Annotated in this window: 16 protein-coding genes; 3 read left to right on the forward strand and 13 right to left on the reverse strand. The window is 70.5% G+C overall.

Translation table 11 applies throughout. The features are described from left to right. Positions 1 to 107: 107 nt before the first annotated feature. Positions 108 to 1,643: a protein kinase domain-containing protein gene (locus WMF24_RS40785; RefSeq protein ID WP_437732867.1), complete on the forward strand. Its 1,536-nt coding sequence runs from the start codon at positions 108 to 110 to the stop codon at positions 1,641 to 1,643. A gap of 55 nt (positions 1,644 to 1,698) precedes the next feature. Here the strand turns inward: WMF24_RS40785 and WMF24_RS40790 are convergent, their stop codons facing one another. The 4 genes from WMF24_RS40790 to rho all read right to left on the reverse strand — a co-directional run bounded on the left by WMF24_RS40790 (position 1,699) and on the right by rho (position 7,971). Continuing rightward, positions 1,699 to 3,381, reverse strand: coding sequence for an ATP-binding protein (locus tag WMF24_RS40790; RefSeq protein ID WP_437732868.1), 1,683 nt, complete (start codon positions 3,379 to 3,381; stop codon positions 1,699 to 1,701). Further along, entirely contained in the window at positions 3,378 to 4,481 is a 1,104-nt protein-coding gene (locus WMF24_RS40795; RefSeq protein ID WP_437732869.1) for a (Fe-S)-binding protein, read from the reverse strand. The genes WMF24_RS40790 and WMF24_RS40795 overlap by 4 nt, the downstream gene beginning before the upstream one ends. A gap of 49 nt (positions 4,482 to 4,530) precedes the next feature. Then, on the reverse strand, positions 4,531 to 6,606 hold the full coding sequence (locus WMF24_RS40800; protein WP_437732870.1) for a GAF domain-containing protein: 2,076 nt from the start codon (positions 6,604 to 6,606) through the stop codon (positions 4,531 to 4,533). Between the two features lie 117 nt (positions 6,607 to 6,723). Continuing rightward, entirely contained in the window at positions 6,724 to 7,971 is a 1,248-nt protein-coding gene (gene rho, locus WMF24_RS40805; RefSeq protein ID WP_012240541.1) for a transcription termination factor Rho, read from the reverse strand. 391 nt (positions 7,972 to 8,362) lie between these two features. Here rho and yccX point away from each other — a divergent pair, with 391 nt between their 5' ends. Both yccX and WMF24_RS40815 read left to right on the forward strand, forming a co-directional pair. Continuing rightward, positions 8,363 to 8,641: an acylphosphatase gene (gene yccX, locus WMF24_RS40810; RefSeq protein ID WP_012240542.1), complete on the forward strand. Its 279-nt coding sequence runs from the start codon at positions 8,363 to 8,365 to the stop codon at positions 8,639 to 8,641. Positions 8,642 to 8,724: 83 nt separating this feature from the next. Continuing rightward, positions 8,725 to 10,653 (forward strand): hypothetical protein, encoded by a 1,929-nt coding sequence (locus tag WMF24_RS40815; protein WP_437732871.1) that lies wholly within the window; start codon positions 8,725 to 8,727, stop codon positions 10,651 to 10,653. Positions 10,654 to 10,769: 116 nt separating this feature from the next. On the opposite strand, the gene rplQ is transcribed toward WMF24_RS40815, so the two are convergent. The 9 genes from rplQ to secY all read right to left on the reverse strand — a co-directional run bounded on the left by rplQ (position 10,770) and on the right by secY (position 16,429). Then, positions 10,770 to 11,288 (reverse strand): 50S ribosomal protein L17, encoded by a 519-nt coding sequence (gene rplQ / locus WMF24_RS40820; protein WP_436614938.1) that lies wholly within the window; start codon positions 11,286 to 11,288, stop codon positions 10,770 to 10,772. 20 nt (positions 11,289 to 11,308) lie between these two features. Next, positions 11,309 to 12,349 (reverse strand): DNA-directed RNA polymerase subunit alpha, encoded by a 1,041-nt coding sequence (locus WMF24_RS40825; protein WP_012240545.1) that lies wholly within the window; start codon positions 12,347 to 12,349, stop codon positions 11,309 to 11,311. 210 nt (positions 12,350 to 12,559) lie between these two features. Continuing rightward, positions 12,560 to 13,189, reverse strand: coding sequence for a 30S ribosomal protein S4 (gene rpsD / locus WMF24_RS40830; protein WP_437732872.1), 630 nt, complete (start codon positions 13,187 to 13,189; stop codon positions 12,560 to 12,562). A gap of 11 nt (positions 13,190 to 13,200) precedes the next feature. After that, complete coding sequence (gene rpsK, locus WMF24_RS40835; RefSeq protein WP_437732873.1) at positions 13,201 to 13,611, reverse strand: 30S ribosomal protein S11; 411 nt, start codon at positions 13,609 to 13,611, stop codon at positions 13,201 to 13,203. Positions 13,612 to 13,631: 20 nt separating this feature from the next. Then, complete coding sequence (rpsM, locus tag WMF24_RS40840; protein WP_061614896.1) at positions 13,632 to 14,012, reverse strand: 30S ribosomal protein S13; 381 nt, start codon at positions 14,010 to 14,012, stop codon at positions 13,632 to 13,634. A gap of 44 nt (positions 14,013 to 14,056) precedes the next feature. Then, a complete protein-coding gene (gene rpmJ, locus WMF24_RS40845; RefSeq protein WP_012240549.1) occupies positions 14,057 to 14,173 on the reverse strand; it encodes a 50S ribosomal protein L36 in 117 nt (38 codons plus the stop codon). Between the two features lie 30 nt (positions 14,174 to 14,203). Next, positions 14,204 to 14,455 carry a translation initiation factor IF-1 gene (gene infA / locus WMF24_RS40850; RefSeq protein WP_061609609.1) on the reverse strand — a complete coding sequence of 84 codons (252 nt, stop codon included), beginning with the start codon at positions 14,453 to 14,455 and terminating at the stop codon, positions 14,204 to 14,206. Then, positions 14,452 to 15,090: an adenylate kinase gene (locus tag WMF24_RS40855; RefSeq protein WP_437732874.1), complete on the reverse strand. Its 639-nt coding sequence runs from the start codon at positions 15,088 to 15,090 to the stop codon at positions 14,452 to 14,454. Before WMF24_RS40855 ends, infA begins: the two co-directional genes overlap by 4 nt. A 10-nt stretch (positions 15,091 to 15,100) precedes the next feature. Then, a complete protein-coding gene (gene secY / locus WMF24_RS40860; RefSeq protein ID WP_437732875.1) occupies positions 15,101 to 16,429 on the reverse strand; it encodes a preprotein translocase subunit SecY in 1,329 nt (442 codons plus the stop codon). Positions 16,430 to 16,456 lie beyond the last annotated feature (27 nt).

Here is a 16,456-nt window from a genome sequence, read left to right on the forward strand (position 1 = left end):
GGCGCCTCACGGCCGGCGGCCGGCGGTCGACGGCCGGACCTCCTCGTTCGCGCCGGAGAATTTGATCCCCCGCAGCGGCGCGGGGGATAATCTGGGGCGAGGCGCTTTTGGAGCTCGAAGCTGGAACCGTCGTTGCGAACCGGTATCGCATCATCCGCCAGCTCGGCCGCGGCGGCATGGGTGAGGTGTTCGCTGCGGAGAACATCCGCACCGGCCGCCAGGTGGCGATCAAGCTCCTGCGCCCCGACTCGAAGGCCAAGTCGTCCGCCGCCGAGCGGTTCCGGCGCGAGGCGCGCGCGGCAGGCTCGATCAACAGCGATCACGTCACCGAGATCCTCGACGTCGAGGAGGATCCCGAGCACGGCATCGTGCTCGTGTTCGAGCTGCTCGAAGGCGAGTCGCTGATCGATCGGCTGAAGCGGACGGGGCCGATCAGCTTCGAGGAGCTGCACCCGATCATCGAGCAGGTCTGGATGGGCCTCGCCGACGCGCATCGCGCCGGCATCATCCACCGCGATCTGAAGCCGTCGAACGTGTACCTGGAGGCTCGCCCCGACGGGTCCACGCGGGTGAAGATCCTCGACTTCGGCATCTCCAAGCTGCCGAAGGAGATGGGCGGGGAGACGCTCACCGAGATGGGGCAGAGCCTCGGCACCTTCTCGTTCATGCCGCCCGAGCAGATCGGGAAGGCGAAGACGGTCGACCACCGCGCCGACATCTACGCCTGCACGACGATGATCTACCAGTCGATGAGCGGCCAGCTCCCGTACCAGGCGCGCAACCTGCTCATCATGGTCGAGATGAAGCAGAAGACCGACGCACGGAGGCTCTCCGACGCGATGGACGGCCCGGTCGATCCGCGGCTCGAGGCGTTCCTCGCGAAGGGGCTCGCGCGCGAGCCGGCCGACCGCTTCCAGAGCGCGCTGGAGGGCCTCACCGCGTGGCGGGAGCTGCGGCCGGTGAGGGGCTCCAGCCACCCCGTCAGCGGCTCGCGCGCCTCCCTGGCTGGCGGCAGCGCGGCCGGTGGCGCGCTCGTCACGCCCCTGCCCCCCCAGACCGCCAGGCCCCCGTCCTCCGGCGCGCTCAGGAGCCTGCAGCCGCCGGTCGACCCCGTCCTGATCCGCACGCAGACAGATCCCGCGGCGCAGGCGCTGGGCGGGAACGTGACGCGCCCGCGCAGCGAGCACGAGCTCGCGGCCCACGCCCTCGGGCAGCCGCCGCTCGCGGAGACCGAGGATCAGCGCCCGTCGCACGCGGGGAGCGCGGCCGGCGGGCAGCTGACGGCGCCGCCCGCGCAGTGGACAGGCCCGAACGGCACCATGGTGCTGAACAACGCGGCCGGCGAGCTCGCGCCCCCGGTCGCGGCGCCCCCTGCCGGACCGCCGAGGATCCTGGACCTCTCCGAGGAGAGCTCGGCCGGGTCGACCAGCCAGGGGCCGACGCTCATCTACAGGCCCACGAGGCCCACCATGGGCTCGGCGAGCTCGGGGCTGCCTGCCCCCGGCGGGCCCGAGCCGATCGAGCAACGGCCCCCCGCGCGGACGCTCCGGACCATCGTCTACGTGCTGGCGGCGCTCCTGTTCGCCGTCGTGGGCTTCCTCCTCATGGGGATCGCCCTCGAGTACCTGGACGCCGCGAGGTAGCCGGCGCGCAGCGCTGCGCGCCCCGGCCACGTCCTCCGCGCCGGGGCTGCGCGGGTCAGAGCGCCGCGTGCTCCTCCGCGGCGCGGCCCTGGGAAGACGCGCCGCCGGCGGGCAGCGTGATCCGGAACCGCGTGCCCCCCGTCTCGCGCGCCTCGCACGAGATCGTGCCGCCGTGCGCCTCGATGATGTCCCGCGTCACGGCGAGCCCGAGCCCCGTCCCGCGCTGCTTGGTCGTGAAGAACGGGTCGAAGATGGACGCCCGCAGCTCCTCCGGCACGCCGGGGCCCGTGTCGTCGACCGCGATGGTCGCCGCGCCGCCCGAGAAGCTGACGCTCACCGTGATCTCGCCGCCCTTGGGCATCGCCTCGCGCGCGTTGCGGAGCAGGTTCAGGAGCGCCTGACGGAGCTGCGACTCGTCGAGGAGGATCTCCGGCCCCTCCTCGTCCACCTCGACGCGGACCGCGACGCCGGCGCGATCGAGCTCGGGCCGCACGAACGCCACGAGCTCCTGCACCAGGTCGTCCACGCGCTCGGGCACGAGCCGCGGGCGCGGGCGGCGGGCGACGCTCAGGTACTGCTCCGCGATGCGCGACAGGCGGTCCACCTCGGCGCGGATCGCCGTGACGAGCTGCGCCGACTCCTTCATCACGGGCCTGAGCTCCGCGTCGGGCGTGCCCTCGGCGGAGGCGCGCGCCACCTCCTCCTCGAGGAGCTCCAGGTTCAGCCCGATCGACGACAGCGGGTTCCTGATCTCGTGCGTGACGTGCGCCGCCATCTTCCCGATCGCCGCCAGCCGCTCGGCGTTCACGAGCTCGGCGCGCGCGCGGCGGATGGCGGCGACCATGTCCTCGAACGTCGTCGCGAGCTCGCCGATCTCGTCGTTCGTCGCGAGCACCTGCTTCGGGGTGAGGTCGCCGCGCGCGACCGCGTTGGCCCGCTCGGTGACCGCCGTGAGCGGGGCGAGCACGCGCCGCGCGTACAGCGACATCATCACGCCGACGAGCAGCGTCAGCACGCCCAGCCCGACGAGCAGGTGCATCGAGCGCTCCTCGCGCCGCCTCGCCTCGACGGTGAGGCTCTCCATCTGCTCCTCGACGCGGCTCTTGATCGCCCGCAGCCGCTGCGCGCCCTCGACCTCGCGCTTGACCAGCTCGTCGCGGGTGCGCTCGGCGAGCTCGCGGTTGCCGACGGAGAGCGCCTGGAAGAGCTGGGAGAACCGCTCCGGGCTCGCCCCGACGAGCCGCTCGATCGCCGCCACCTCGGTCGCGATCTCCTCGCTGAAGCGGCGCACGCCCGTCGAGGCGGCCGCCTCGCCGACGCCCGCGCCCCCGCCGGCCGCCTTCTCGTCGGCGCCGGCGAGCGCGCGGGCGGCGTCCTTGACGAGCGAGAAGGCGAGCGGCCGGGTCCGCCGGGCGGTCTCCAGCCACTCGCGCACGTCGCCCGGGTTCTTCGCCGCGGTGATGTGGTTCAGCTGCGCGTTGAAGACGTTCTGCTCCGCCAGCACCTCGCCGATGCGGAGCAGCAGCGGGACGTACCCGGCGCGCAGGAGCTGGGCGTCCCGCGACGCGGCCCGCAGCGCCTGGACGCTCCAGCCGACCGTCAGCGCGAAGGCAGCGAGGACCACGAGGTAGCTCGCGAGGAGCCTGCCCGCGACCGTGCGCCGCTTGTGCGGCGCGCGCCCCGCCGGGCCCGCGGCGCCTCCGCGCGCGCCGTCCGCGGCAGGTTCCGGCGCGGTCATCGCGGCGCGACGGCCCGCGCGACGAGGCTCGCGAGGTCCTCCGCGGGCTCCCCCCGCGACCTGAACCGCCGGAGGCTCTGCGCGCAGTGGGTCACGAGCAGCCCGCCGCCGAGCGCGCGGTGCTCCGCGATCCTGCCGTCGGCCATCGCCGCGGACGAGGCCGGGCGCGTCGCGGGCACCAGGCCGCCGCCGCCGCTGCAGTCGGCGTGCTCGCGGCGGTGGATGAACTCCTCCGGCGGCCGCCCCGTGATGCGGGCGAGGATCTCCCGGGGCGCGTCGTAGCGATCGAGGCCGCGCCCGAGCTGGCAGGGGTCGTGGTAGCGCACCCGCCGCTCCGACGTCGACCGCTGCAGCCGGTCCAGCGACGCGACCGCGAGGTCGACGAACAGCTCCGGCGCCTTCACGTCGACGCCGGCCCGCGCGTACTCGACGCGGACGGCGCGCGCGCAGCCGGGGTCGACGGCGACGAAGCGCTCGCCCTCCGCGACCTCGGCGGCGAGCCGCCGCGCCGCCGCGAGGAAGCCCGGCCTGTCGCCGGCGTACAGGAGCGGAAGCCCGCAGCACGCGCGCACCGGGCGGACCGGGGCGCCGACCAGCGCCTCCGTCGCGTCGAGCGCGTCCTGCGCGACACCCGGCGCGTGGCGCACGTAGCCGCAGCCGACCAGCACGCGGACCGCCGCCGCGCCCGTGGCCGCGCGGGCCCGCGCGTCGGGCTCGCCGCCCGGGCCGTCATGGCGCCCGTCCTCGCGGGCCCAGAAGCGCTCTGCCGCGCGCTTGGCCCCCTCCGGCGCGAGGCCGCGCGCGAAGAACTCCGCGCGCGCGTCGGTCAGCACGGTGGCCACCTCGTTCTTGTGGTCGCAGCGCTCGCGGCACGCGTAGCAGGCCGAGCACGCCCAGGCCGGGTCCGCATGGCGCGCGTCGAGCGGCACGTCGCCGCGCCCGGCGAAGTACGCCATCGACATCTTCCCCCACGGCGTGACCGTCTCGTTCGCCTCGACGTTCGACACGGGGCAGGCGGCGCGGGAGAGCTTGGGGCAGTAGACGCACTTCTCGAGCGACGTCCGGTGCGGCTCGAGGAGCTTCAGGCGGAGCTGGGGCACCGTTCGAGTCTCTCCGTCGGATGCGTCTCGCGCAAGCGGCGGGGGCGCATCACGCGTCCGAGCCGCTGCTCGACGAGCGCCTGCCACGCTCGTTCGCCGGGGGGGCTGAGCTCGCCGGCCTGCGGCGCGGCGGGCCCTCGTGGACGACCGGCGCGGCCTGGGCGCTCGGCCTCGTCGCCGGCTCGCCGTCCGTCGAGGCGAGCCGCGGCTGCGCCTCCGCCGCCGTCGACGACCGCGACGTCGCGCTCTCCTGGGGCAAGCGGATCGTGAACTTCGCGCCCTTGTCGGACGACTCGACCTCGATGGTCCCGGCGTGCTCGTCGACGATCTTCTTCACGATCGCGAGCCCGAGCCCGGTGCCGCCGCGCTTGCCCGAGGTGACGAACGACTGGAACAGCCGGCCCTGGACCTCCTTCGGGATCCCCTTGCCCGTGTCGGCGACGCTGATCGCGAGATCGCCCCCGTCGCGGTAGGCGCGGATCGTCACCCTGCCCCCACCCGGCCGCATCGCGTCGACCGCGTTGCGGACCAGGTTGTGCAGGAGCCGCGTCATCTTCGCCTCGTCGAACCGCGCCGTCCCGCGGTCCTCGAGCAGCAGCGTCAGCGTCACGCCGGTCCCGGCGAGCTCCTGCTCGAGCTGCTTCTCGATGTCGCCGAAGAACTTGGTCAGGTACACCTTGCGGACGAGGATGCTCCGCTCGCCGCGCGCGAACTCCAGCACCTCGCGCTGCATCGCGCTGATCACGTCGAACTGCTTGAGGATCAGCCGCGCGTGATCCTCCCGGGTCGCCGCGTCCGGCGCGCCGGCCATGAGCTGGACGTAGCCGCTGATCACGGTGAGCGGCGTGCGCATGTCGTGCATCACCCCCGAGAGCAGCCGCCCGATCGTGGTGAGCCGCTCGCTCTGCTCCCGCTCGAGGCGCGACCGGAACAGCCGCAGCGCGGTCGACGCGTTCGCCGACACGAGCCGAAGGAGCGCGCGATCGTCCTTCGAAAAACCGTGATGTTTCCTTGAGTTATAGAGCGCCATGGCGCCGATCGGCACCCCGTCCTCGCCCTCGAGCGGCACCGCGATCGCCGTCTTCAGCTCCGCGCCGAGGAGCTGGGCGAGCCGGGGCGACACCGGCGTGTCGCCCTCGTCGCCGCCACCCTCGCCCGAGAACCACACGGCCTCGTTGTGGACCATCGCGCGGCCGACGATCCCCTCGCCGCGGCGCATGGCGATGCGCTTGACCTCCGGCCTCGGCAGAGACCCGTCCACGACCCCCTCGGGCTCGTCGTCCGACGCGGCCGAGCGGGGCGGCGCGCTGCCCTCCTCGAAGGCGGCGAGATCGAAGAAGTAGAGGACGAGGCCGCCCTCGAACTCGTCGACGAGCATCGCCCCTGCGCGCGCCTCGCACGCCCTGCCGGCCGACGTGATCACCGCGCGCGCGAGATCCTCCATCGTGGTCGCGCGGCCCATCGCGCTCTCGAGCTCGAAGAGCAGCTTGAGGTCGCTCACGCGGTGCTCGAGCTGCTCCTTCGTCTCGACGAGCTGCGTGTTCTTCTGGATGACCGAGAGGAACAGCCGCGAGTTGTCGATGGAGACGGCCGCCTGCGTGGCCAGGGCGCTCAGGAGCTCCTCGTCGTGGACCGAGAACTCCCCTTCCCCGTGCTTGTTCAGGACCTGGATGACGCCGATGGTCCGGCCGACGTGGTTCTTCATCGGCGCGGCGAGGATCGAGCGGGTTCGGTACCCCGTCACGTCGTCCCAGTCGCGCGAGAACCGGCGGTCCCGGTAGGCGTCCTTCACGCGGACGGTGCGCCCGACCTTGGCGACGTGGCCGGCGATGCCGGCGCCGACGGGCAGCTCGATCGCGCGCGCCTCCTCGCCGATGACGATCCGCGAGAACAGCCGCTGGCGTTGCTCGTCGAGCAGGTAGAGGGTCGCCCTGTCCGCGTCGAGCAGCTCGGTGATCTTGTTGAGGATGAGCGCGAGGAGCTGGTCGAGATCCAGGGTGCTGCCGAGCGCGAGCCCGACGTCCCGGAGCGCGTGCACGGTCTTCTCGGCCTGGGCGAGCCGCGCCTCCAGCTCCTGTATGCGAGCCTGCAGCGCCTTCGTGCGTTGTTCCGCCTTCGCGGTCACCCGGAGACGCTAACACGACTTCGTCCGTGGGAGCGCGCGCGCAGGTCCCCTGAGCGACGCGTCCGCTCGGCAGAGAGCGCCCCCGACGGCCGTCGGGAGCGCCCCCGGGGCGAGCCGCTACTGGTTCATGCTCTCGAGGAATTCCTGATTGGTTTCGGTGCGGCTCACCTTGTCCAGGAGGAATTCCATCGAGTCGATCACGTTGAGGGGGTGCAGGAGCTGGCGGAGCAGCCACACGCGCTGGAGGATCCACTCCGGGAGCAGCAGCTCCTCCTTGCGGGTCGCGCTCTTGTTGATGTCGAGGCAGGGGAAGATCCGCTTCTCCATCAGCTTGCGATCGAGGTGGATCTCGCTGTTACCCGTGCCCTTGAACTCCTCGAAGATGACCTCGTCCATGCGCGAGCCCGTGTCGACGAGCGCGGTCGCGACGATCGTCAGCGAGCCGCCCTCCTCGACGTTGCGCGCGGCGCCGAAGAAGCGCTTCGGCTTGTGGAGCGCGTTCGAGTCGACGCCGCCGGACAGGATCTTCCCGCTCGGCGGGACGACGGTGTTGTAGGCGCGCGCCAGGCGGGTGATCGAGTCGAGGAGGATCACGACGTCGTGCTTGTGCTCGACGAGGCGCTTGGCCTTCTCGATCACCATCTCGGCGACCTGCACGTGGCGCGTCGGCGGCTCGTCGAAGGTCGAGCTGATCACCTCGCCCTTCACGGTGCGCTGCATGTCGGTGACCTCTTCCGGGCGCTCGTCGATGAGCAGCACGATGAGGGTCGTGTCCGGGTGGTTGGCGGAGATCGCGTTGGCGATCTGCTGGAGCAGGACCGTCTTGCCGGCGCGGGGCGGCGAGACGATGAGGCAGCGCTGCCCTTTGCCGATGGGGCAGAGCATGTCGATGATGCGGGTCGAGAAGCTCTTCGTCCCGTTCTCGATGTTGAACTTCTGCTGCGGGTAGAGCGGCGTGAGGTTGTCGAAGAGGATCTTGTCGCGGGCGACCTCGGGGGGCTCGCCGTTGATCTTGTCGACCTTGAGCAGCGCGAAGTACGCCTCGCGCTCCTTCGGCGGCCGGATCGAGCCGCTCACGCTGTCGCCGGTGCGGAGGTTGAAGCGCCGGATCTGGGACGGCGAGACGTAGATGTCGTCCGGGCCCGGCAGGTAGTTGTAGTCCGGCGCCCGCAGGAAGCCGAAGCCGTCGGGCAGGCATTCGAGGACGCCCTCGCCGTAGACCGGCTGGTCCTGCGCCGCGTGGGCCTGCAGGAGAGCGAAGATGACCTCCTGCTTGCGCAGCCCGGCAGCGCCCTCGATGTTGAGCCCCTTCGCCATCTGGACGAGCTCGGCCATCGGTTTCTGCTTCAGTTCCCTGAGGTGCATGAGTCGGAAAGCTCCAGGATGCGACAGCGCGCGCCCTGTCAAGGGCGTGGAGGCCGTCGGTCGATGGTTTCTGTTTGGGGGGGTCTAGCGGGTCGGGCCCGAGGCGGGACCGAGCATGTCGTCGATGTCGGCGGGTCGCCAAGGGGATGAGGGCTCGCCTCGTCGCCGGCGCCCCTCACGTTCATGTCGCTCGATCGGCGGGCTGCGCTTGCCGATCGGGCGGCGACTCTATCAAGCGCGTTTGCTCTGTCAATGCGCGCCGGCGGCCGTGGACGCCGGGGGTCGGCCGCAACGCGCTCGCGCGGGACGGCGGGGGCGAACCGCCGCGGACTGCCCTGGCGCTGCCTGAAGTTGCCTCCCTCCGGATGCGCGGCTAAGTCAAGCTGGTTCCATGGGGCTCAAACAGGTTCAACTGTTCGTCCGCGGTCGCGTCCAGGGCGTCTTCTTTCGTGCCTCCACGCAGCGCGAGGCCAAGCGGCTCGGCCTCACCGGCTGGGTGAAGAACCGTTCCGACGGCAGCGTCGAGGTGCTCGCCGAGGGCGAGGAGGACGAGCTCAAGGAGCTCATCGCCTGGGCCAACCGCGGCCCGAGCGCGGCGCGCGTCGAGCGCGTCGACGTCCGGTGGCGCGGCTTCTCGGGCGACTTCTTCGACTTCCGCATCACGGATTGAGGGACTTGGCACGCCGTCCGTCCGATCCGGGGAGCGCGGGCGCGCGGCCGTCGCGGTGCGGCAGGCCGGCGGGCGCGTCGCTCGTGCTGCTCAGCCTGCTGGTCGGGGCGCCGCTCGCGCTCCCCCCGGCGCACGCCGCGCTGGACCGCGACGCGGGCGCCGCTGCGGCTGCCTCGTCCGCGCTGCCGGAGCTCCCGCGCCTCGCGCCGATCGCTCGTCCGGAGCCCGACATCACCGCGGTCCGGGAGCTCGATCGCGTGCTCGACCAGATCACGTCGCAGGACGCGCGCTCGCGCGAGGGCGCCCGCGCGGGGCTGGACGAGCCGCTCCCGGGGATCGTCGACGCGGTGCGGCTGCGCGTGCAGGACATCCGCGGCTCGCTCGATCGCGACGCGGCGCCCCGCGTGCTCGCCGAGGCGCGCAGGCAAGGGCGCAAGGCGCTGAAGGCCGACAAGGGCGACGACGAGCGCGACGACAAGAAGAAGGGCGCGGAGGCGAAGGACGCCAAGGGCGCGAAGAAGGCCTCGGGCGACGTCAAGAAGGGCTCGGGCGACGCCAAGAAGGACGGGAAGAAGGCCGCGACCGACGAGAAGAAGGGCGCCGGCGACACCAGGAAGGATGCCAAGGCCGACCAGGGCGCTAAGAAGGCCGACGACGACAAGGACGACACCGAGGGCGACTGGCTGGACTTCATGCTGGCCGTGCCGCGGCCGCGCGACAGCGCGTGGCGCGACGTCGTCAAGCTGCTCGCGATGGTGCGGGTGCTCGCCGCCGATGGGACGACGCCGGCGGTGCGCGAGCTCATCGCGCTCCACGCCTACTTCGGCGAGCTGCTCCGCATCGACCTGCAGCGGCAGATCGCGAAGCTGCGCGACAAGGCCGTGCCTGCGCTGATCGAGGCGCGCCAGCACGACGCGAAGATCGTGCAGCGGTGGGCCAGCAAGCAGCTCGATCTGCTCGGCCGGGCGATCCCCGGCGAGGCGATCGCGACGAACGACACGCAGATCCTGGCCGACGTCCTGCGCGCGTACGGCCGCGTCCGGGACGTGGACGCCATGCGCGCGATCCTGAGCTTCTGCAACAGCGATCGCGCGCGGGTGCGCGACGCTGCCCGCGAGGCGATCTCCGCGATCGGCGAGCCCGGCATCTGGCAGCTCCGCGACGCGTACCTGAACCTCACGGGCAACAAGCCGCCGCGCGAGTGGTCGTGGGACCGCGTCGCGCGCGAGCTGTTCGCGACGTACGATCGCGCGCGGCTCGCCGAGGTCTATCAGCTGATGGACGAGGGCGTCGCCGCGGCGAGCGCGAACAAGCTGGCCGAGGCCACCGACGCGTTCGACAAGGTCCTCGCCCGCGCGCCGCTCTTCGAGCGGCGGAAGGAGATGGTCGGGGCCTACGTCGAGCGGGCGAAGTCGCTGGGCGACGACCGTCGCGAGGACGCCCTCGCGATGCTGCGCAAGGCGCTGCGCCTCGACCCGACCGGCGAGCACGCGGGGAAGATCGAGGCCGAGATCGCCTATCTGGAGGGCGTGCTCCTCATCGAACGCGGCACGCCGGACAAGTTCGTGCTGGAGCGGGCGATCGAGCTCGACCCCGCCCACACCGGCGCCAAGGCGGCGCTCGCGTCGCTCGGGGACAAGGTCGCCGAGCGGAAGAGCCAGAAGAACCGCTATATCGCCGCGGGGGCCGTGGGCTTCGCGGCGATGCTGGCCATGTTCTTCATCGCCCGCCGCCGGAGCGCCCCGGCGCCGTCGCCGAGGCAGGCAAGCGCCGCTCCGCCGCCGACGGGTGCGGCGACGGAGCCGCCGCCAGCGCAGGCGAGCGCCGCTCCGCCGCACGCGGCGACGGAGCCGCAGCCAGGACATGCCGGCTCCGCTCCCTCGCAGCCGCCGGCCGACCCGGAGACGCCGCCGTCCGCCGGCCCGAAGCCGAACGCTGCGCCGATCCAGCAGGCCGAGGCCAAGGAGCCGCGGCCCGACGACACGCCGGACGCCGAAGCGGGCGGCGGCTGATCCGGCAACGGACGCTGCGCAGCGGGCCCAACAAAGCCGAAACGCCGGGTGAGCTCCTCGCTCTCCCGGCGTTCCTGTGACCGCGTCGGCGCCGCGGGGCGCCGGCCTGGTCCGGCTCAGCCCGCGGTGGTCGCCGGCGTGGCCGGCTCCGCCGCCGCGACCGGCTCAGCCGCCTGCGCGGGCGCGTCCTCGATCGCGGGCGCGTCGATGAACTCGATGAGGCTCATCGGCGCGTTGTCGCCGCGGCGCGGCCCGAGCTTGATGATCCGCGTGTAACCACCCGGCCGCCCCTCGAACCGCTTCGAGAGATCGATCATCACCTTGGCGATGATGTCGACCTTCTTGCCGTCGGTCGCGACGCCCCAGCGAGGGATGTAGCTGCCGACGAGCCGCTCGGCGTGGAGCCGGCGCGCCCTGTCGCCAGGGCTGAGCTCCGCGTGCGCGGTGTACGCGACCTTGCCGAGCCGCGTCGCCTTGGTGATGAGCCGCTCGGCCACCCGGCGCAGCTCCTTCGCCTTGGCGTCGGTCGTCTCGATCCGCTCGTGGGTGATCAGGTTCGCCGTCAGGTTGCGAAGCATCGCCCTGCGGCTGGAGGTATCCCGACCAAACTGCCTGCCCGCTTTCTTGTGACGCATGACGTTCCCTCAGTACCGACTCACGCCTGCGCCTGCTGCGCCTTCCAGCGCTCGAGGAGCTGCGGCCAGTTGTCGATCTTCATCCCGAGCGAGAGCCCCATATTCGCGAGGATCTCCTTGATTTCCTTCAGCGACTTGCGGCCGAAGTTCTTTGTCTTGAGCATGTCCTGCTCGGTCCGCTGCACCAGCTCGCCGATGAGCGTGATGTTCGCGTTCTGCAGGCAGTTCGCGGAGCGGACGCTGAGCTCGAGCTCCTCGACGGAGCGGAACAGGTTCTCGTTGAGCGGCTCGTCGTCACTCATCACGGCCTGGTAGCTCGTCTCCTCGCTCTCCTCGAAGTTCACCCAGATGGAGAGCTGCTCCTTCAGGATCTTCGCGGCGAAGGCGACCGCATCCGCCGGCGAGACGGAGCCGTTGGTCCAGACCTCGAGCGTCAGCTTGTCGTAGTCGGTCACCTGCCCGACGCGGGCGTTCTGCACGGTGTAGTTCACCTTGCGGATCGGCGAGAACAGCGCGTCGATCGGGATCGTCCCGATGGGCATGGTCGGCGTCTTGTTGCGCTCGGCGGGCACGTAGCCGCGGCCCACGTTGACCGTGAGCTCCATCGAGAGCGGGCCCTTCTTGTCGAGCACGGCGATGAGGTGGTCGGGGTTGAGCACCGACAGCCCCTCGACGAGCTGGATGTCGCGCGCGTAGACGGGCCCGGGGCCCTCGCGGTCGATCCGCACCGAGTACGTCTTCGGGGTCGCCGCCTTGAAGACGACCTCCTTCACGTTGAGGATGATGTCGCTGACATCCTCGACGACGTCCGGAACCGTGGTGAACTCGTGGAGCGCCCCCTCGATGCGGATGGCCGTCGCGGCAGCGCCCTGGAGGGAGGAGAGCAGCACCCGGCGCAGCGAGTTGCCGATCGTGATCCCGAAGCCGCGCTCCAGGGGCTCACACGTGAACTTGGCGTAGAACTGCGTCCCGCTCTCCGCGTCGATCGAGATGCCCTTGGGCCGGATCAGATCGCGCCAGTTGCGGGCGATCATCGTGAGGTTCGGGTTGTTCATCGTCATGACGATCTCCTTCCTTCATGGGTCTGCGCGGAGGTCTCACGCCGCGGCCGCACTCGACCGGTCCGACGCCGCCTCCTGCCCGCATTCGTGGCTCCAACCGCCCGCGCGCCCTGCGCGCAGGACGACGACGCCGAGGGGAGCCCGCAGCGCATGAGCGCACCCCGCAGGGTGCGCTCGAAACGCTGCCTCCTCGGCGCCGCTCTCGCGCGATCAGCGCGAGTAGTACTCGACGACGAGCTGCTCGCGGATCTCCGGCTCGTTCAGATCCTCGCGGATCGGAGCGCCCTTGACCGCGCCCGTGAACGCCGCGCGATCCACGTCGATCCAGCTCGCGACCGGGCGCTTGTCCGCGCCGCCGATCGACGCGAGGACGCTCTTGAACTTGCGCGCCCCCTCGGTGAGCTCGATCCGGTCACCGGTCCGCACCACGTAGCTCGGGATGTCCAGCCGCTTGCCGTTCACGTGAACGTGACCGTGCCGGACGAGCTGGCGCGCCTCGGCGCGGGACGAGCCGAAGCCCATCCGGTGCACAACGTTGTCGAGCCGGCGCTCCAGCAGCGCGAGCATCTCCTCGCCCGTCCGGCCCTTGCGCCGGTTGGCCTCCTGGAAGTACCCGCTGAACTGCCGCTCGAGCACGCCGTAGATGCGGCGCACCTTCTGCTTCTCGCGCAGGCGCACCGCGTACTCGCTCAGCTTGATGCGCCCCTGGCCGTGCTGGCCGGGCGGATACGGGCGACGCGTGTACGCGCACTTCTCGGAGTAGCAGCGCTCACCCTTGAGGTAGAGCTTCATCCCCTCGCGGCGGCAGAGCTTGCAGACCGGACCAATGTAGCGAGCCATCGTGAATTACCTCAAACCCTGCGCCGCTTCGGCGGCCGGCAACCGTTGTGGGGGATCGGCGTGACGTCCCTGATCAGCGTCACCTTGAAGCCAGCGGTCTGGAGCGCGCGGAGCGCGCTCTCGCGCCCGGCCCCCGGCCCCTTCACGAACACGGCGACCGATCGCATCCCGTGCTCCTGCGCCCGACGCGCCGCCTCTTCCGCGGCGAGCTGCGCGGCGAACGGCGTCGACTTGCGCGAACCCTTGAAGCCGCGAGCGCCAGCGGACGACCACGCGATCGCGTTGCCGTTGATGTCCGTGATCGTCACGACCGTGTTGTTGAAGGTCGACTGAATGTGCGCGATGCCCGCGGACACATTCTTCTTGACCTTCTTCTTCTGCTTCGTCTTGCTGGTGCTGGCAGCCGTCTTCGCTTGCGCCATGGCGTCCTAATCCCCGCTCGTCACTTCGTAGCGGCCGGACGCCGCTGCAACATGCCCTTGCGCGGCCCCTTCCGGGTGCGCGCGTTCGTGTGCGTCCTCTGCCCGTTCGCCGGGAGGCCACGCCGGTGGCGGAGCCCCCGGTAGCAGCCGAGGTCCATGAGCCGCTTGATGTTGAGCTGAACCTCGCGCCGCAGGTCGCCCTCGACCTTGTACTCGGCGTCCAGGAGGTCGCGGATCGCCTTTACCTCGGCGTCGCTGAGCTCCTCGACCCGCCTGTCCTGCGGGATGTTGGTCCTCTCGCAGATTTGCAACGCGAGAGTCCGCCCGATGCCGTAGAGGTACGGCAGGGCGTAGGCGACATGCTTCCGACGCGGGAGATCGACACCAGCGATACGAGCCATGGTTACTCCAAACCAAAAACGAGGGCGGGCTTCCGCCGAAAGAGCTAGTTCCCCTGGCGCTGCTTGTGGCGGGGGTTCTCGCAGATGATCCGAACGACACCACGCCGCCGCACCACCTTGCACTTGTCGCAGATCTTCTTGACGCTCGGGCGCACCTTCACGGGGAGCCTCCAGATTCCTCAAAAAATACGTTACTTGTGCCGGTACGTGATCCGGCCTCGGCTCGGGTCATACGGCGAGACCTCGACGGTCACGCGGTCGCCCGGCAGGATCTTGATGTAGTACTGCCGCATCCGGCCGCTGATGGTGGCGAGGACGCCGAGGCCGTTGTCCGCCTTCACGCGAAACATGGCGTTCGGCAGGGCCTCTTGAACCACGCCGTCGAACTCGAGCTTGTCGCCTTTCGGTTCTTTCGGCGCTCTGGCTTGTTTTGATCGCCTCATTCTCCACCCGAGCCCGGTCGGCCGAGGGCCGACATCACCCTCTGCGTGACTTCTTCCGGCGTGCCGACCCCATCAACGCGACGCAGCAGCCCCTTCTGTTCGTAGAACGGAAGAAGGGCGGCCGTCATCGCCTCGTAGGCGTCGAGACGCTTGCCAACAGCCTCGGGCCGGTCGTCGGCCCGATGCTCCAGCTCCGCACCGGGGGGCGGCGGATTATAAACGAGATGATATATCTGTCCACTGCGTTTGTCAGTCCGGCGATGGATCAACCGTTCCTCGAGCAGGGAACGTGGAACGTCGAGCTGGATCACCGCGTCGATCCCGCCGCCCTGGCCGGCGAGGAGCGCGTCGAGCGCGTCCGCCTGGGGCACCGTCCTGGGAAATCCGTCCAGGAGGAAGCCGTCGCGGCAATCGGGCTCGGCGGTCCTGCGATCGATGAGGCCGATGACGGCCTCATCCGGCAAGAGCCCGCCCGAGTCCATGATGTCCAGGTAGCGCTTCTCCAGCGTGCCCGACCGCTTCGCTTCGCGCAGCATGTCGCCCGTCGAGATCTGCGGGATGCCGAAGCGAGCGCACAGCAGCTTCGCCTGCGTACCCTTCCCAGCCCCAGGTGGCCCCACCAGAACCAAGATCATTTGACCTCCATCACGCTTCCGGGAGCCTGCGGCCCCGGATGCGGGTGGCGCCGGGGCCGGTCAGGCCCTCGTAGCTCCGCGTGATCAGGTGCGCCTCAAGCTGGTTCACGGTGTCGAGCGCGACGCCGACGACGATCATGAGCGACGTCCCTCCGAAGCCGAAGGGCACGCGCAGAAGGTTGCCGACGATCGACGGGACCACGCACACCGCGGCGACGTAGAGCGCGCCGCCGACGGTGATCCGCTGGATCACCCGGTGAATGTAGTCCGCCGTCTGCTTGCCCGGCCGGATCCCGGGGATGTTTGCCTGCTGCTTCTTCAGGTTCTCGGCGACGTCCACCGGCTGGAACGTGACGTTCGTGTAGAAGAAGCAGAAGAAGATGATGAGCAGCGCGTAGCCGGTGTTGAAGACCCAGTCCCCCCGGTTGATGATCGCCTGGAGCTGGTCGGCCCCGGGCACGTTCATGTTCGCGAGCGTCTGCGGGAACATCAGCAGCGACGACGCGAAGATGGGGGGGATGGTCCCGGCGGTGTTCACCTTGAGCGGCAGGTGCGCCGTCTGCCCGCCGTAGACGCGGCGCCCGACCTGGCGACGCGAGTACACGATCGGGATCTGGCGCCTGCCGTTCTCGAAGAACGCGATGACCCCGATGACGAGCACGATGAACGCGACGATGGCGGCCATCGACAGCGGCTGGAGATCACCGGAGTTCTGCGCGAAGTAGTTGCCGATCTCCTGCGGGATCTGCGTGATGATGCTGGCGAAGATCAGGAGCGAGACGCCGTTCGAGACGCCGCGCTCGGTGATCTGCTCGCCGATCCACATCAGGAACGCGGTGCCGGTCGTGAGCGTGATGACCGTCATCAGCTGGAAGCCGATGCCGGGGTGGTTCACGATCCCGGCCCCGGTCTCGCTGCTCGACAGGCCCTCGAGCATCTTCGCGATCGAGAAGGCCTGGAACAGCGAGAGCGCGACCGTGCCGTACCGCGTGTACTGATCGAGCCGACGACGCCCCTGCTCGCCCTCTTTCCGCAGCTCGTCGATGGGCTTGTAGACCATGCCCATGAGCTGCATGATGATCGATGCCGAGATGTACGGCATGATCCCGAGGGCGAAGATCGACAGGTTCTCCAGCGCTCCGCCCGAGAACATGTTGAAGAAGCCCAGGAGCCCGCCCGATTGCTTCGCGACGTACTGTCGCATCGCGTTCCGGTCGACGCCGGGCGTCGTCACGAAGACGCCGACCCGGTAGACCGCGAGCATCACCAGCGTGAAGATCACGCGCCGCCGGAGCTCGGGGATCTTGTGGAAGTTGGTGATTCCCGCGAGGCTGGCCATGGGCGTTCCTGGACTCCGGCTTGAGGG

The sequence above is a fragment of the Sorangium sp. So ce1335 genome (assembly GCF_051521615.1).
GTDB lineage: Bacteria > Myxococcota_A > Polyangia > Polyangiales > Polyangiaceae > Sorangium.

Bases quoted from the DNA above. Each gene is read 5' to 3' on its own strand.
- WMF24_RS40790 (WP_437732868.1), bottom strand. From the start codon at position 3,381: ATGACCGCGCCGGAACCTGCCGCGGACGGCGCGCGCGGAGGCGCCGCG.
- rho (WP_012240541.1), bottom strand. From the start codon at position 7,971: ATGCACCTCAGGGAACTGAAGCAGAAACCGATGGCCGAGCTCGTCCAG.
- yccX (WP_012240542.1), top strand. From the start codon at position 8,363: ATGGGGCTCAAACAGGTTCAACTGTTCGTCCGCGGTCGCGTCCAGGGC.
- rplQ (WP_436614938.1), bottom strand. From the start codon at position 11,288: ATGCGTCACAAGAAAGCGGGCAGGCAGTTTGGTCGGGATACCTCCAGC.
- WMF24_RS40825 (WP_012240545.1), bottom strand. From the start codon at position 12,349: ATGACGATGAACAACCCGAACCTCACGATGATCGCCCGCAACTGGCGC.
- rpsD (WP_437732872.1), bottom strand. From the start codon at position 13,189: ATGGCTCGCTACATTGGTCCGGTCTGCAAGCTCTGCCGCCGCGAGGGG.
- rpsK (WP_437732873.1), bottom strand. From the start codon at position 13,611: ATGGCGCAAGCGAAGACGGCTGCCAGCACCAGCAAGACGAAGCAGAAG.
- rpsM (WP_061614896.1), bottom strand. From the start codon at position 14,012: ATGGCTCGTATCGCTGGTGTCGATCTCCCGCGTCGGAAGCATGTCGCC.
- infA (WP_061609609.1), bottom strand. From the start codon at position 14,455: ATGAGGCGATCAAAACAAGCCAGAGCGCCGAAAGAACCGAAAGGCGAC.
- WMF24_RS40855 (WP_437732874.1), bottom strand. From the start codon at position 15,090: ATGATCTTGGTTCTGGTGGGGCCACCTGGGGCTGGGAAGGGTACGCAG.
- secY (WP_437732875.1), bottom strand. From the start codon at position 16,429: ATGGCCAGCCTCGCGGGAATCACCAACTTCCACAAGATCCCCGAGCTC.